This is a genomic window from Candidatus Aquicultor sp. (genome assembly GCA_036504445.1).
Taxonomy (GTDB): Bacteria; Actinomycetota; Aquicultoria; order Aquicultorales; family Aquicultoraceae; genus DASXVE01.
Window position 1 is genome coordinate 19,014 of record DASXVE010000034.1, and the last position, 13,931, is coordinate 32,944.

The 13,931-nt window shown below is 50.4% G+C and carries 13 protein-coding genes; all 13 read left to right on the top strand.

The features are described from left to right. The first annotated feature begins 134 nt into the window (after positions 1-134). A complete protein-coding gene (locus VGK02_11240; protein HEY3375614.1) occupies positions 135-368 on the top strand; it encodes a flagellar FlbD family protein in 234 nt (77 codons plus the stop codon). Positions 369-485: 117 nt separating this feature from the next. Beyond that, on the top strand, positions 486-1,007 hold the full coding sequence (locus VGK02_11245; GenBank protein HEY3375615.1) for a flagellar basal body-associated FliL family protein: 522 nt from the start codon (positions 486-488) through the stop codon (positions 1,005-1,007). 32 nt (positions 1,008-1,039) lie between these two features. Next, positions 1,040-2,038: a flagellar motor switch protein FliM gene (gene fliM / locus VGK02_11250; GenBank protein HEY3375616.1), complete on the top strand. Its 999-nt coding sequence runs from the start codon at positions 1,040-1,042 to the stop codon at positions 2,036-2,038. Positions 2,039-2,049: 11 nt separating this feature from the next. Further along, a complete protein-coding gene (gene fliN / locus VGK02_11255) occupies positions 2,050-3,144 on the top strand; it encodes a flagellar motor switch protein FliN (GenBank protein ID HEY3375617.1) in 1,095 nt (364 codons plus the stop codon). 1,193 nt (positions 3,145-4,337) lie between these two features. Next, positions 4,338-4,979 carry a LysE family translocator gene (locus VGK02_11260; protein ID HEY3375618.1) on the top strand — a complete coding sequence of 214 codons (642 nt, stop codon included), beginning with the start codon at positions 4,338-4,340 and terminating at the stop codon, positions 4,977-4,979. A 148-nt stretch (positions 4,980-5,127) separates the two neighbouring features. Beyond that, positions 5,128-6,285, top strand: a complete 1,158-nt coding sequence (locus tag VGK02_11265; protein HEY3375619.1) for an ABC transporter substrate-binding protein — start codon at positions 5,128-5,130, stop codon at positions 6,283-6,285. Positions 6,286-6,456: 171 nt separating this feature from the next. Beyond that, the gene (tilS, locus tag VGK02_11270; GenBank protein HEY3375620.1) at positions 6,457-7,854 is read left to right on the top strand and encodes a tRNA lysidine(34) synthetase TilS; all 1,398 of its coding nucleotides are present in this window, start codon (positions 6,457-6,459) and stop codon (positions 7,852-7,854) included. A gap of 68 nt (positions 7,855-7,922) precedes the next feature. Further along, a complete protein-coding gene (gene hpt, locus VGK02_11275; protein ID HEY3375621.1) occupies positions 7,923-8,501 on the top strand; it encodes a hypoxanthine phosphoribosyltransferase in 579 nt (192 codons plus the stop codon). A gap of 64 nt (positions 8,502-8,565) precedes the next feature. Continuing rightward, positions 8,566-10,494 (top strand): ATP-dependent zinc metalloprotease FtsH, encoded by a 1,929-nt coding sequence (gene ftsH / locus VGK02_11280; GenBank protein HEY3375622.1) that lies wholly within the window; start codon positions 8,566-8,568, stop codon positions 10,492-10,494. 204 nt (positions 10,495-10,698) lie between these two features. Further along, positions 10,699-11,265, top strand: coding sequence for a GTP cyclohydrolase I FolE (gene folE, locus VGK02_11285; GenBank protein ID HEY3375623.1), 567 nt, complete (start codon positions 10,699-10,701; stop codon positions 11,263-11,265). Continuing rightward, on the top strand, positions 11,266-12,474 hold the full coding sequence (folP, locus tag VGK02_11290; protein ID HEY3375624.1) for a dihydropteroate synthase: 1,209 nt from the start codon (positions 11,266-11,268) through the stop codon (positions 12,472-12,474). Then, the gene (gene folK / locus VGK02_11295; GenBank protein ID HEY3375625.1) at positions 12,464-12,982 is read left to right on the top strand and encodes a 2-amino-4-hydroxy-6-hydroxymethyldihydropteridine diphosphokinase; all 519 of its coding nucleotides are present in this window, start codon (positions 12,464-12,466) and stop codon (positions 12,980-12,982) included. The genes folP and folK overlap by 11 nt, the downstream gene beginning before the upstream one ends. Next, complete coding sequence (gene nadA / locus VGK02_11300) at positions 12,969-13,880, top strand: quinolinate synthase NadA (GenBank protein HEY3375626.1); 912 nt, start codon at positions 12,969-12,971, stop codon at positions 13,878-13,880. The genes folK and nadA overlap by 14 nt, the downstream gene beginning before the upstream one ends. The last annotated feature ends 51 nt before the right edge of the window (positions 13,881-13,931 follow it).

Consider the following 13,931-nt stretch of genomic DNA (forward strand, 5'->3'; position numbering starts at 1 on the left):
GGGCATGCAAGTGCCCCGTAGCTGCTTTTACCATTTATTACTAAGGTCAGAGGGGGTTCCTGCCGATAAAAATAACGTGGCATAAGTCACAGGTAGCAATTTTGTAGATATATCTATAGTTTTAGGAGCACATTGTGGTAAAGCTTACTCGGCTAGATGGTAGCGAATTCACAATTAACGCAAGTTTAATCGAAGTTGTTGAGGCAAAGCCCGATACAGTGGTAACCCTCATAAACAACAAGCGCTATATGGTTAAAGAAACGCCCGAAGAGATTGCCGAGTTGATTAGCGAATTCTACCGGACTTCCGGGGGATTGCGGCTCGTGGTCTACGAGGATCATTGCTACCATAATGAGGAAAGCGCATAGCAATTAAATTATCCGCACTAAATATCCCGTACTTCAACGCAGCTTACGTTTTATCACCAATCGCATTATGCAAACAACCGTATGCTAGCAAGTCTATCGAGTGTTTAGGTGATGTGAATGGCAGAATCAGAAAATACTAAGGTAAACGAAGAACAAGCTCCTCAACAGCCGCAAGAGGGCGTAGAGAAACAGAAACTCGGTTTCTTCAAATTCAAGATACCGCTGCTTATTGTGCTCGTTGTTATACTTGCGATAAGCACGGCCCTCGTAATCACCAAGGTTACGCAGAGCAGTGCCGCAACAAAACAAGAGGAAACCAAAGCGGCAGAAAAGAAAGCCGGGACGTTTATTACGCTTGACTCCTTTACCGTTAATCTTACAGGCGGAGCCAACTACCTGCAGATTGCGATCGCTTTTGAGATCGAAGCCGGAAAGAAAGAACTCGAGACCGAAATCACGGATAGGAAACCTCAAATCAACGATACGATCATAACAATCATCGGTTCTAAGTCGATTGAGGACATATCCGGGCAGCAAGGACGAGAAAAGCTTAAGGTTGAGATTAAAAAGGCGGTAGATTCTCTACTTAGCTATGGTAAAATTGAACGTGTCTACTTTACAACGTTCATTATGCAGTAACAGATATACTATAGCTACAGTAGGAGATAACCATGGCCGGGACGCTAACGCAAGACGAGATTAACGCCCTCTTGACGTCAGCCTCATCTGGGGTAAGTTTAGAGACCCTTGAGGATGAGCAGCCCTCCATGATTGTAGCCGGGGGGCCTAGGCACGTTCGTATCTACAATTTTAGGCACCCCGATAAATTCTCGAAAAGTCACTTGAGCACCATGGAGCTCATCTACGAAGGCTTTTCACGTCACCTTAAAACCGCCCTGTTTGTCTATGTTCGCCAGAGCATTAACTTTAGTTTAGCTTCGGTCGAGCAGCAATCATTTGGTGAATACGTGGAATCACTGCCGACTCCAAGCGCGCTTATTACCTTCAAAATGAAGAGCCTGCCCGGTAGTGCCGTGCTCGAGATAAGCCCCGAACTTACGTTTCTCATACTCGATAGATTGCTTGGTGGCATGGGCGATCAGCCCACAAAAGTTCGCGATCTTACCGAAATCGAAACGGTAATTATTCGTAAGGTTGCCGACAGGATACTGTTTGCATTTCGTCAGGCGTGGTCTGAGATTTTCGATATTGAACCGGAAATTGAGTCTTTGGAGACAAACCCACAGTTGTTGCAGGTTGTGCCGCCAAATGAAATTGTGGCGATCGCAACGCTTGAGGTTAGGATCGGTGAGTCGACCGGTGCTATGAGCGTCTGCCTGCCATATCTTACGCTTGAAAGCATCATGCCGAAACTCTCAAGGCAGGTCTGGTTTTCAGCGAAATTTGAACAAAGAGAATCCGACGGCAAGGGAAATCGCAATATTAGAGAGAATATCAGCTGTGTAAACTTACCCGTATCGGTTCAGCTCGGCCAGACAAAAATCAGTATTAACGATTTGCTCGGCCTTAAACCGGGGGATTCCGTGCAAATCGATACGTCGGCAAATCACGATGTACAGGTGTTAGTAAACGGAAAGCTTAAGTTCTACGCACAACCGGGGGTTATCGGAAAAAGATTGGCAGTTAGGGCCACAAGGGTAGTCAGTTAAGGAGTCGTACTATGCCACGAAAAAAAGCAGAACCAGCTGTTGAAGATGTACCGCAAGCAGGGTTAGAACTCACGGATATAGAAAAGAGCGCTATCGGTGAGATCTGTGATCTTATCACGTCGTCGGTCTTGCAAATGTTTAGCGAAAAACTGGACGCTCCTGTTAGTATGGGTGTTTCAGAGGTGGAAGTGGTCGGCCTCGGATCGCTTCCAACCAAAATTGAAACACCGGCTCTACTAGTACAACTTAACTGTGCATCGGCGCTACAGGGTCAATTCTTTCTTTTTATTAGCGGTAATGGGTTGCCCGTGATATTCGACCTTGCTGTGCCGGAAGAAGCCAAAGCAGTCGGTGCGGATGATGAGGTAATTCTCGAAAACCTTCGGAATATGATTAATGGCGCGGTTGCCCAGGCAATGACAGCGTTTGCTGAGAGCATGGGGCATCAAATTGACTGTTCCACGGTCGATACAATCGTGTTACAAGATGAATCCGGGTTCTCCAGCGTAGGGTTTTTGTATCCTGAGGGTAATTTGCTTAGCGTTGCGACGACTCTCACGCTGCCGGAAAGCACAGTAAACACAGGTTACCTGTTGCCGGTTAGCCTCAGCAGCCAGATCATAGAGCTTCTCCTTAACGAACAGACACCGGCCGTAAGTGAAGTTGCTGAGAGCATGCCGCTTGAAGAGGCTATGTCGTTAGCCATGGCAGACAATGAACCGGCTGCACCTCTTGATATACCTCAGGATATGTATGTGCCTCCAATCTCAGCCCCAGCCCCGGATATGCAGATGGCAACATTTGGCGCCATACTGGAATCACCAGGGACCAGAACAATCGGCGGCACAAACAACAATATCTCGTTGCTGCTCGATGTCATGCTCGACGCATCTATCGAACTTGGCAAGACCACGATGACAATTGAAGAGATTTTGCGGCTTGGCAAGGGATCGGTTATAGAGCTCGACAAGCTTGCATCCGAGCCGGTTGAATTTTTGGTAAATGGGAAGGTCATCGCACGCGGCGAGGTTGTCGTTATCGACGACAACTTCGGTATTAGAATTACAGAAATTCTGAGTCCACGGGAACGACTCGAGAATTTATAGGGGCCTGAGGGCTTCGTCCACATAAAGTGCGCTCTTCAGCTTTCAATGCAGATGCCGATATTGAAAGTGAGGAAGGGCTCCATCTCTCATCTCTAAGCTCTCCTTCAGGGTTTCCGGTTTGTTCTGCTGCCGAGCTCTTCCTCCCCCCTTTTTAGTCTCTCGCACTCTCTTAAGGATAATTTCTTCATTGACTAAGGGCATGACATTAATTAAAATTAGGATTAAGGTAATTAGTAACAATAATTTCAAACTATGGTAGTGTGCAGTCGCTACTCAGGTTTTTAGGTTGATAAGGGATAGCATGAGTAGTAGGATAAAAAACTTGATGATTATATTGAGTATCATAGTGTTAATCGTTCTCGTGTCGGTCGCTGCGGTCTTAGTAGAACATAGCGTAAATCTTAGCCTCTAGCCGTTTAATAGCCACCCCATACTAATTTGTAGCTGCCTCATTAAATGCGAACAACAACTGCAATAAACACTAGACCTCAACAGTGTACACTTCCCTTAGCATTATGTGCGCGCTTGCTTATATAACGGCTGTTCGACCTATAGATTCGGCGCACTTTGTGTCACTGCCCAGATATCAATAATATGGATAATAATGGTAAGTAATGCTGGCAATAACTCCCATAATATGGTAAAGTATACATAGCGAGATACTTTTCGTTTACATATCTTGCGGTAGGAGGCGCGAGTTGAACGTATATTATCTGAGCGAGAAAAGAAGAAGCAAATGCTCGGATCTCAAGAAGTGCCCGGCAAGCCACTATCACAGCTGCAGTGCATATAAATGCGGCTTGAACTGCTGGGAAGTAAACAACGTGCCATGCTGCAGGAGAAACGATAAGAGCCGCTGTACAGAATGTACGCTATTTGCCGCAAGCACTCAAAAAACCGCATCGCAGGTTTATCCCAATCCTTTGCGGCATTAACGCTAGAGAAACGATGGCCGTGAATCTGCCACGACGAAAGGTCATCATAAGCTATACGAAAACATGTGTAGAATTGAGGAAGCGCTTTGCGTTATGTGAGAGTGCTTCCGCTGTTTTTTTGTCATCACGCACCTGCTCCAGTTGCTAAGATAATTGCGTGCGACACGCAAGGCCGCCATCAACAAGTAAGCATGCCGCAATATTTGCGAAACGCCTGTTGTTCTGCTAGCTTTTTATTAGATACTTTGGGAGGTGTAATTGGAACTTCTGACCATATTTACATCCGCGTTATTCGTTGCTTTTTCAGGCGCTATGATGCCGGGCCCGCTTCTTACGGTAACCATCAGTGAATCAGTCAAGAAGGGGCAACGCGCGGCGCTATTTTTGATGGTCGGACACTCAATTCTCGAGCTAGTTCTGGTCATAGGTTTTACCCTGGGTCTCTACACGATCCTCAAGAATCCCACAATTATCAGGGCTATCGGTGTTTTTGGCGGCGGGTTTCTGTTATGGATGGGATATGGTTTGGTCACCGACAGCTATCGTGGCCGGGTATCTCTTAACCTGCATGATGAGGGTGCGCAGCTTCGACTGGGCCCGCTCGGGCCAATTTTGCAGGGAATTACCACCAGCGTATCAAACCCCTACTGGATTCTCTGGTGGGCAACCATCGGCGCAGCATATGTACTGGCATCGCTCAAGTATGGAGCGCTGGGTTTGGGTGGATTCTATGTCGGCCATATCCTCGGTGATTTTATATGGTACGGTCTCATCGCGTACGCTATCGGAACGGGGGCGCGGTTCCTAAACGACAAAATCTATCGCGGAATTCTATTCGTCTGCGGCCTTTTCCTCATAGTTATCGCGGTTACCTTTATCATTAACCGGCCGCTATTCTAATTAACAGCGTCATAATTGCCGGTCAATCTTTGACTTATAAATTTACTCAGCGTATTATAAATGCGAGTCTGGTAATTCTATCAAGTGTGTAGTAAACCAGATTGTGCAAACAGGAACATACAGCTTGTGAGCAGGTTTAGGAGGCATTGTGTCAAAACGTTTTCTTCCCGTAATTATCGTTATTGCCGCATTGGTAATCGCTGTAACCGGTTGTTCTGCGCCGCTACCTCGGCAAAATACAGTAGAGCTAAAAACAGTTAAAATCGGGGTAATTCTGCCAATGGCGGGCGAGTTCGGGCAATACGGCCCGCTGTGTAAGAATGCTATCGATCTAGCGGCCGATCAGATTAATATGAAGGGCGGTGTCCTCGGGGGACGCAGGATAGAGGTGCTTCCCGGCGACGATACATCGAACGGCAATGTGGCGCAGTCTGCAGCCGCTAACTATGCCGTGCAGAAAGTTACCGCAATCGTTGGTCCGTACACGAACGAGTCGGCCATTATGGCGGGCCCCGTCGCAAATATCAATAAGATACCGATGATGACCATCAGGGCATCGGAACCAAATATTACGCAACTTGGTAATTTCATCTTCAGGGCATGTTTTGTCGACACATACCAGGGAACGATTCTGGCACGATTTGCCGCACAAGACCTCAAAGCCAAGACAGCGGCGATTATATACGACAAGGCCGACCTAGACGGGAAAACCTTATCCGAGAACTTTAAGAAAGAGTTTGCAAAGTACGGCGGCAAAGTTTCTTCGATGCAGACGCACGATCATAAGGACACCAAGTTTGATCCGTACCTTGAACAAGTCGCTAAGGAAAAACCGGATGTATTGTTTATCCAGGAATTAGAGGACAATGCCGGGGTAATCATGAAAAAAGCCCGCGCGATGGGCATTAAGAGTATATTCCTCGGTACTAATACGTGGGACAGTCAGAAACTCGAGGAAATTGCCGGAAATGCCGCGGTCGGCACCTTCATGTCGGATCACTTTACTCCTGAGGATCCTAACAAGCTCGTGCAGGAGTTCTCGAAAGCCTATGAAGGCGATTACGGCGGCAAGCCGGGCCCATCGGCTGCGCTTGCGTACGATGCCGTAAACCTGATTGTTCAGGCGATTAAGAACGCGAACTCCGACGATCCGATAGCGGTGCGGGATGCGCTTGCAAAAATCAAGAACTACAAGGGCGTAACCGGCACATTCACCATCGACACGGACCGGAATCCAATCAAAGGCGGCGTTATCGCTAAAATGGTGGAAGGCGGTCAGGAGTTCTACAAGAGAGTTGAGCCGTAAGGCTTATAATAGCTCACATGCCAGAATGCCATGTGGCTGACAAGAAGCGCTGATGTTTTGTTCGCGCTAAGCAGCCTCCCCGTGGGTATATTAGTTGGATAGAATCAACGCCAGTAGTCGATTTCATAAATATCGGCTACTGGCTTCTATGTTCCATGTTGAGGAGTTAGGTTGGCTCAAACCCGGTTGTATGACCGCGCGCTCGCGACCATCCAGAAATATCAGATGCTCGACAAAGGCGATCACGTGCTTGTGGCTGTCTCAGGCGGCCCGGACTCGGTTGCACTGCTGTATTTTCTTGCCCACATTGCGGAAGTATACGATCTTACCTTAATTGCGTTTCATCTTGACCACGAGATTCGCGGTGCGGCAGCTCAAGAAGACGCTCGGTTTGTCGAGGAACTTGCGTACAAGCTCCAAGTCCCGGTGATAATACGCGCGGTTGACGTGCCCGCGCTCGCGCAACAGGAAAAGCGCTCGCTCGAAGAGGCGGCCCGAGAAGCACGTTACCGGTTGATGGACGAGCTTGCCGCCGAGCAACAATGTAACAGGGTCGCACTCGGGCACCATGCGGACGATCAGGTTGAGACGTTTCTCATGCGTCTCGTGCGCGGTGCCGGTCTTGATGGCTTGCGGGCAATGTTGCCGGTACGCGGTCGTTACATCCGGCCGTTCATCGAACTCACCAAAGATGAAATTCTTGCGTTTCTTGAAGAAAACAACCTCCCGTATCGAACCGATGCGTCAAACGAAGACACGTCGATTCTGCGCAATAAACTGCGCCACGAGTTAATACCGCTTCTAGAGAGCTATAATCCGCGGTTTAAGGGATCGATTCTTACAACGATCGAGGTCGTGCGCGCAGACCACACGCACCTCGATGAACTCACCGAGCGCATTTTTGGGGAGCTCGGTGAGTTCGAAGACAATACGGTGCGCGTTCCGGTTCAGGGGGTGCTGGCCCAAGCGGTATCGATTCGGCGTCGTTTGATACGCCGGTGTATTCGCCAGGTAAAGGGTGATTTATACGGTATCGAGTTTAAGCATATCGAAGCGATTATAAATGGGCTCGAAAGCGCACCGGCGCGCATCGAAGTAGAACTTCCGGGCAACATTATCATTTTCTCGGAATACGAATGGCTGGTGTGCGCGCCGCGAGACATGTACGCACCACCGCGAGTAGTGCCGATACTGTTAGAGGTGCCGGGCACTAACAAGATCGATGAGCTCGATATTGTAATCGATGCCAGGTATGAAACACCGGCTGAGCTAGTGTTCGGGCAAAACGGCGGCATTGCACACCTTGACGCAGATACCCTGCCGGGTACACTCAGAGTACGGACACGCAAACCCGGCGACACGTTTCGGCCGCTCGGCATGACGGGCGAGAAAAAACTGCAAGACTTTTTCGTCGACGAGAAAGTACCTCGCAGAAAGCGAGATAATGTGCCGATAGTAGCAGCCGATGATACGATTGTATGGGTCGCGGGGTTCCGCATCGATGAGCGATTCAAGGTGACCGCGGACACGCGGCGCGTGCTCACGTTAAAACTTCGACCAAAAGATTAAGGCTTATTGGTTTTACCTGGGCCTAATTGGTGATATAGGATAGTGGTAGCGTCTACGATGGAGGAATAATGAACACTCACGTAAGCGAGCAGACCCTCATGGGCGATATCGAAGGAGTTTTGTTATCGAAAGACCAGATCCAGAAGAGGGTTGAAGAACTCGGCAGGCAAATCAGCGGTGATTACCGCGATAAAGAGTTGCTTATGGTCGGTATTCTGCGTGGAGCCTTTGTGTTCTTAGCAGATCTAATGCGCGCTATGAGCATTCACGTTGAAACGGACTTTATCGCGATTTCAAGTTACGGTTCAGCATCGACGACCTCGGGCGTTGTTCGAATTCTCAAAGATCTCGATGACGGTATCGAGGGCAAAGACATACTTATCGTTGAGGATATCCTGGATACCGGTTTGACGCTCAATTACCTTCTTAAGAATCTGAATTCTCGTCGGCCGGCGAGCCTTGAAGTATGTTCATTTATTGTGAAAGAGGGCAAGCAAAGGGTGCCGATAGACGTCAAGTACCCCGGGTTTGTTGTACCGGATACATTTGTGGTAGGTTACGGTCTTGATTATGCTCAAAAATACCGTAACCTGCCGTTTATCGGTACACTGCGGCGCTCAGCTTACGAAACCGACGACACGCCGTAATAATTGTCCAGCTGCATCAATTGTGATAGCATTTGATGTATGAAAATTATGAGGAGGAGCTTGTTTGAAAAGGTTATTTAGGAGCGCCGGCTTCTGGTTTCTGATTCTCCTACTAGTAGTTCTTTTTGCAACCCAGGCGCTTAAACCTGCTGCAAAACCGGACCAGCTTGAGTATAGCCAGTTCATGAAGCAGGTGAATCAAGGTCACGTGGCAAGCGTCACACTTTTTGACAAAGATCACCGGATCGACGGTCAATATAAAACCAATTTCGAAAAGGGCGGAAAATTTACGCTCTTCTATTCGTCACAAGACGATCAGTTGATCAACAACTTGACGAAACATAACGTTGCGGTTACCGTCGATCCTCAAAAAGAAACAGTCTGGCTGTCGGTTGCGCTGAACTTCTTGCCGTTTGTCCTAATCCTTGCGATCTGGATGTTTATGCTGCAGCAGATGCAGGGTGGCGGCAATAAGGTTATGTCGTTCGGCAAGAGCAAGGCCAAGCGCCTTAGCAAAGACCAGCCGCGGGTGACGTTTAAGGATGTCGCCGGCGTTGATGAAGCTGTCGAAGAATTAGAGGAAATCAAAGAGTTTTTGGCGAATCCGAGTAAGTTCCAGGCGCTCGGTGCAAAGATTCCAAAAGGCGTTTTGTTGTACGGGCCTCCAGGCTCGGGTAAAACGCTCTTGGCGCGAGCCGTTGCGGGCGAGGCGGGCGTACCGTTCTTCTCGATCAGCGGTTCCGATTTTGTAGAGATGTTTGTCGGTGTTGGGGCATCGCGCGTACGCGATTTGTTCGAGCAGGCCAAAGCAAACTCACCGTGTATCATCTTTATGGATGAGATCGATGCTGTCGGGCGGCACAGGGGTGCCGGCCTTGGCGGCGGTCACGACGAGCGCGAGCAGACGCTCAACCAGCTTCTGGTTGAGATGGACGGCTTCGATATCAAAGATAACGTTATTTTGATTGCAGCCACGAACCGGCCGGATATTCTCGACCCGGCGCTGTTGCGCCCGGGCAGGTTCGACCGTCAGATCGTCGTCGATAGACCCGATCTTATCGGTCGGCTCGGCATCTTGAAGGTTCACACCAGAGGCAAACCGCTCTCGAAAGATATCGATCTCGATGTTTTGGCGCGCAGGACGCCCGGGTTTACCGGAGCAGACCTTGCCAACCTGGTAAACGAGGCGGCCCTGCTTGCAGCACGGCACGGTAAAAAAGAGATCGACATGTATGAGCTCGAGGAGTCAATCGATCGCGTCATGGCCGGCCCGGAGCGCAAGACTCGCTTGATCAGTGAGAAAGAGAAGGCGATCATCGCGTATCACGAAGGCGGTCATGCATTGGTTGCGCACTCACTCGAGCACACCGATCCGGTGCATAAGATATCGATCATCCCGAGAGGAAGGGCGCTCGGTTACACGCTGCAGCTCCCGACTGAGGATAAATTCCTCGTTTCAAAATCGGAGCTTATCGCGAACCTCGCCGTCTTTCTTGGCGGCCATGCCGCGGAAGAGATGATCTTTAGCGATGTAACGACCGGTTCGCATAATGATCTCGACCGTGCGACGAAACTTGCCAGGCAGATGGTATGCGAGTACGGTATGAGCGAGAAGCTCGGCCCGATGACCTTGGGGGCAAAGGAAGACCAGGTCTTTCTGGGTCGCGACTTTGCATCGCACCCGGATTACAGCCAGGAGGTTGCGTTCGAGATCGACAAAGAAGTCAGACGCCTTATTGATGAAGCGTTTAAGAAAGCGCAGGGCATCCTGACCGAGAAACAGGAAATTCTCGATTATATCGCCAAAGCATTAATTGAAAAAGAAACGCTCGAGAAAGACCAGCTGCAGCTTATTCTCGAAGGTAAGCAGCTGCCCGATAACGAGCCTGACGGGACCGGTACCACCGGCGGTGAACTGGTCGTAGAGGATCGCCCGGCAAAGGGAAAAGAGAGAATCGATATACCCGGAAAATTGCGGCCGGCTGAAGGCTAGCCGCATCCCACGCAACTCATCGTACGAATATCGATAAGTATTGAAAGGCCACTTACATCAAGTGGCCTTTTATTCTTTCCCTGGGTTTCATCTTTTCACATATTCGCAAATAGTGCGTTTTGTGCCATAATATTGTAAATTGTATCAGTTGGCTTGCCCTTCAGGTGCCTGGGTACCGTGGGTAGGCCGGAAGGGGTACGCAAGGTGGATAGGGAGAAGATCGAACAGGGAGTTCGCCTGATACTTGAAGGTATCGGAGAGAACCCGGAGCGTGAAGGATTACAAGATACACCGCGACGGGTAGCGTCAATGTACGAGGAGATCTTATGCGGTATGACCCAAGATGCCCTCGAGGTGTTAAACGTGACCTTCGGGGAGGATCACGACGAGATGGTTATGGTCAAAGATATCCCGCTCTATTCTATGTGCGAACATCACATGATGCCGTTCATCGGCAAAGCGCATGTCGCCTATGTTCCAAGTGAGGATGGCAGAATCACCGGCATCAGCAAGCTTGCCCGGGTAGTTGATGTCTTTACCAAACGCCTGCAAGTACAAGAGCGGCTTACCACACAGATTGCCGATGCTCTCGTAGATGCTCTTAATCCGCAAGGAGTCATGGTCGTAGTCGAGGCGGAGCACCTCTGCATGAGCATGCGCGGTGTGAAGAAACCGGGCTCGATTACCGTTACGTCGGCCGTACGCGGCATCTTCCGCAGTAGACCGGCAGCCCGCGCCGAAGCGCTCTCGCTTCTCAAAGGGCGGCTGTAAATGGTACCGCGGATTCTGTGTATCGGCACAGGGGAAGAGGCGAGGGCGGCGCTCACGCGCCTGCACTCATCGGCGCCCGGCATCGATATTATGGCGCCAAAAGCGGTGCACCGGGTTATATACGCGTCCGGCATCGACCCACGCGCCGCGAACATCATCAAACAAGAGATGCTCTCGCGAGGCGGTGAAGCGGCCACCCCGTGGGAAGCTTTAAAGATGGAAGCCTGCACGGTAGATGTCATCTTAATGGGAACCCTTCGCCAGTACGATGAACTCTGCAACAAACTAGAGCGCCAACCATTCGGCTTAAAAGCTCTTGCTAAACAGGTACGATTAACTCTTGTGAATTACGAGATGAAGCCGCCGGTGCTTCATGCAGGCCGTTTTACCCTCGACTTATCCGCCAAAACGCATGTGATGGGTATTCTTAATATAACGCCCGATTCGTTCTCGGATGGCGGCAAGTTTTTTGATTTCGGGCACGCGCTTGAGCAAGCCCGCCGGATGGTAGAGGATGGCGCCGATATCATCGACATCGGCGGGGAATCGACACGGCCCGGTGCCGACCCCGTCGCCCTCGATGAGGAAATCAGGCGTACCATTCCGCTAATCCAACAGCTGGTGCAGGAAATTAACATACCGATTTCAATCGATACCTACAAAGCCGAAGTGGCGGAGGCCGCGCTCAACGCCGGTGCGGTGATTATCAACGATATCAACGGTTTGCGCGATGAGAAAATGCTCGCGCTTGCAGCAGAGCGAAACGTGCCGGCGATAATCATGCATATGCAGGGAACACCGCGTGATATGCAGCAGAACCCAACCTACGGCGATGTTGCAGCCGAGATCATTGATTGGCTCGGGAACCGGGCGGAAAAGGCCATAGAGGCCGGTTTAGCGCCGGAAAACGTGCTTGTCGACCCCGGCCTCGGGTTCGGTAAGACCGTCGAGCATAACTTAGAGATATTGAGGCGATTATCAGAGTTCAAAAGCCTCGGGCACCCGATTGTGCTCGGCACATCGCGAAAGGCTTTTATAGGGACGATTCTCGACGCTCAACCGGATGAGCGTGCCGAGGGCACGCTTGCAACCGTTGTCTATGGGGTTGATCGCGGGGCCAACATCGTGCGGGTGCATGATGTCAAGCAAGCGGCCCGTGCCTGTGCTGTCGTTGATGCGATAAAGCGGGAGACCGCGCGTGACGCTTGAAATAGCATACTTAGGCCTCGGTTCCAATCTGGGGGATCGGCTTGATTATTTAAGAGAAGCGCTTGGACTGATTAGTGCTCGTGAGGGCGTAAAGATCGAGCGCATCTCATCCGTATACGAAACGGCACCTGTTGGCGGAATCGAGCAGAGGAATTTCTACAACATTGTGGTGGGGATTAAAACCGCATGCACGCCGAGAGAACTCTTAGCACTCGCTCATGATGTCGAGAAAAGGCTTGAGCGCGTGCATACGACTTGTTGGGGCCCACGCACGATCGATGTTGATATCCTGCTGTATGGCGATATAAACATATCAGACGCGGACCTTACAATCCCGCATCCGGAAATGCTACAGCGGGCATTTGTCCTGGTGCCGCTGGCCGAGACTGAACCGGAGCTTGTTGTGGGCGGAAAGCCCATAGCGGCCTATATTAATGCCGTTAGCAGCCAGGCTGTTGAGAAAATCGGTATGCTAGATATGAGGTGTAATTCCGTTGAAAAACGATGATAGATTGGCGCAAGACATTTTAGAACTCAAGCGGGAGCGAAACGCCGTGATTCTTGCACACAACTACCAGGTAGATGAAGTGCAGGATATCGCCGATTTCGTCGGAGACTCATTGGGCTTAAGCCGGCAAGCGGCGCAGACCGATGCCGGCGTGATCGTCTTTTGCGGCGTCCACTTTATGGCGGAGACCGCCGCTATGCTCTCGCCCCAGAAGACCGTGCTCCTTCCCGATATCCACGCGGGTTGCCCGATGGCGGATATGGTTACCGTCGATAAGCTTCGCGAACTAAAAGCCAAACACCCCGGCGTACCGGTGGTTACTTATATCAACTCGAGTGCCGAAGTTAAGGCCGAAAGCGATTACTGCTGCACGTCCGCCAACGCGATAGAGGTTGTTAGCGCCGTGCCGTCCGAAACGATTATCTTTACGCCGGATCAACACCTGGGAAGTTTTGTCGAACATCATACCTCAAAAAACGTGATTCTCTGGAGCGGCTTTTGCCCGACCCATCGCAAGATTACCGCAGATGATATTATTAAGCAGAAAAGCGTACACGCGGACGCAAAAGTCGTCGCTCACCCGGAATGCCGCGATGAAGTGGTGGCGCTTGCCGATCATGTGGCGAGCACGACCGGCATCCTGCAGTATTGCCACGAGAGCAGCGCAACGGCGTTCATTATCGGGACGGAAAACGGCGTCTTATATAAGCTGCGCAGGGATAATCCGGGCAAGCAATTCTACCCGGCCTCGGAGCGCGCGGTATGTCCCAATATGAAAAAGATCACCCTGGAGAAAGTACTCTGGGCGCTGGAGGACATGAATGACGTTGTAACCGTGCCCGATGAGATCGCTCGGCAAGCCCGTCATGCAATCGACCGGATGCTTGCTATAACGTAATACAGACATGGTCAACCGGTCGATTATGACAATGATTTTCGACCGATCGGT

Excerpts from the sequence above, each read along its gene's own strand:
- VGK02_11245 (HEY3375615.1), top strand. The coding sequence starts at position 486 with ATGGCAGAATCAGAAAATACTAAGGTAAACGAAGAACAAGCTCCTCAA.
- fliM (HEY3375616.1), top strand. The coding sequence starts at position 1,040 with ATGGCCGGGACGCTAACGCAAGACGAGATTAACGCCCTCTTGACGTCA.
- fliN (HEY3375617.1), top strand. The coding sequence starts at position 2,050 with ATGCCACGAAAAAAAGCAGAACCAGCTGTTGAAGATGTACCGCAAGCA.
- hpt (HEY3375621.1), top strand. The coding sequence starts at position 7,923 with ATGAACACTCACGTAAGCGAGCAGACCCTCATGGGCGATATCGAAGGA.
- folP (HEY3375624.1), top strand. The coding sequence starts at position 11,266 with ATGGTACCGCGGATTCTGTGTATCGGCACAGGGGAAGAGGCGAGGGCG.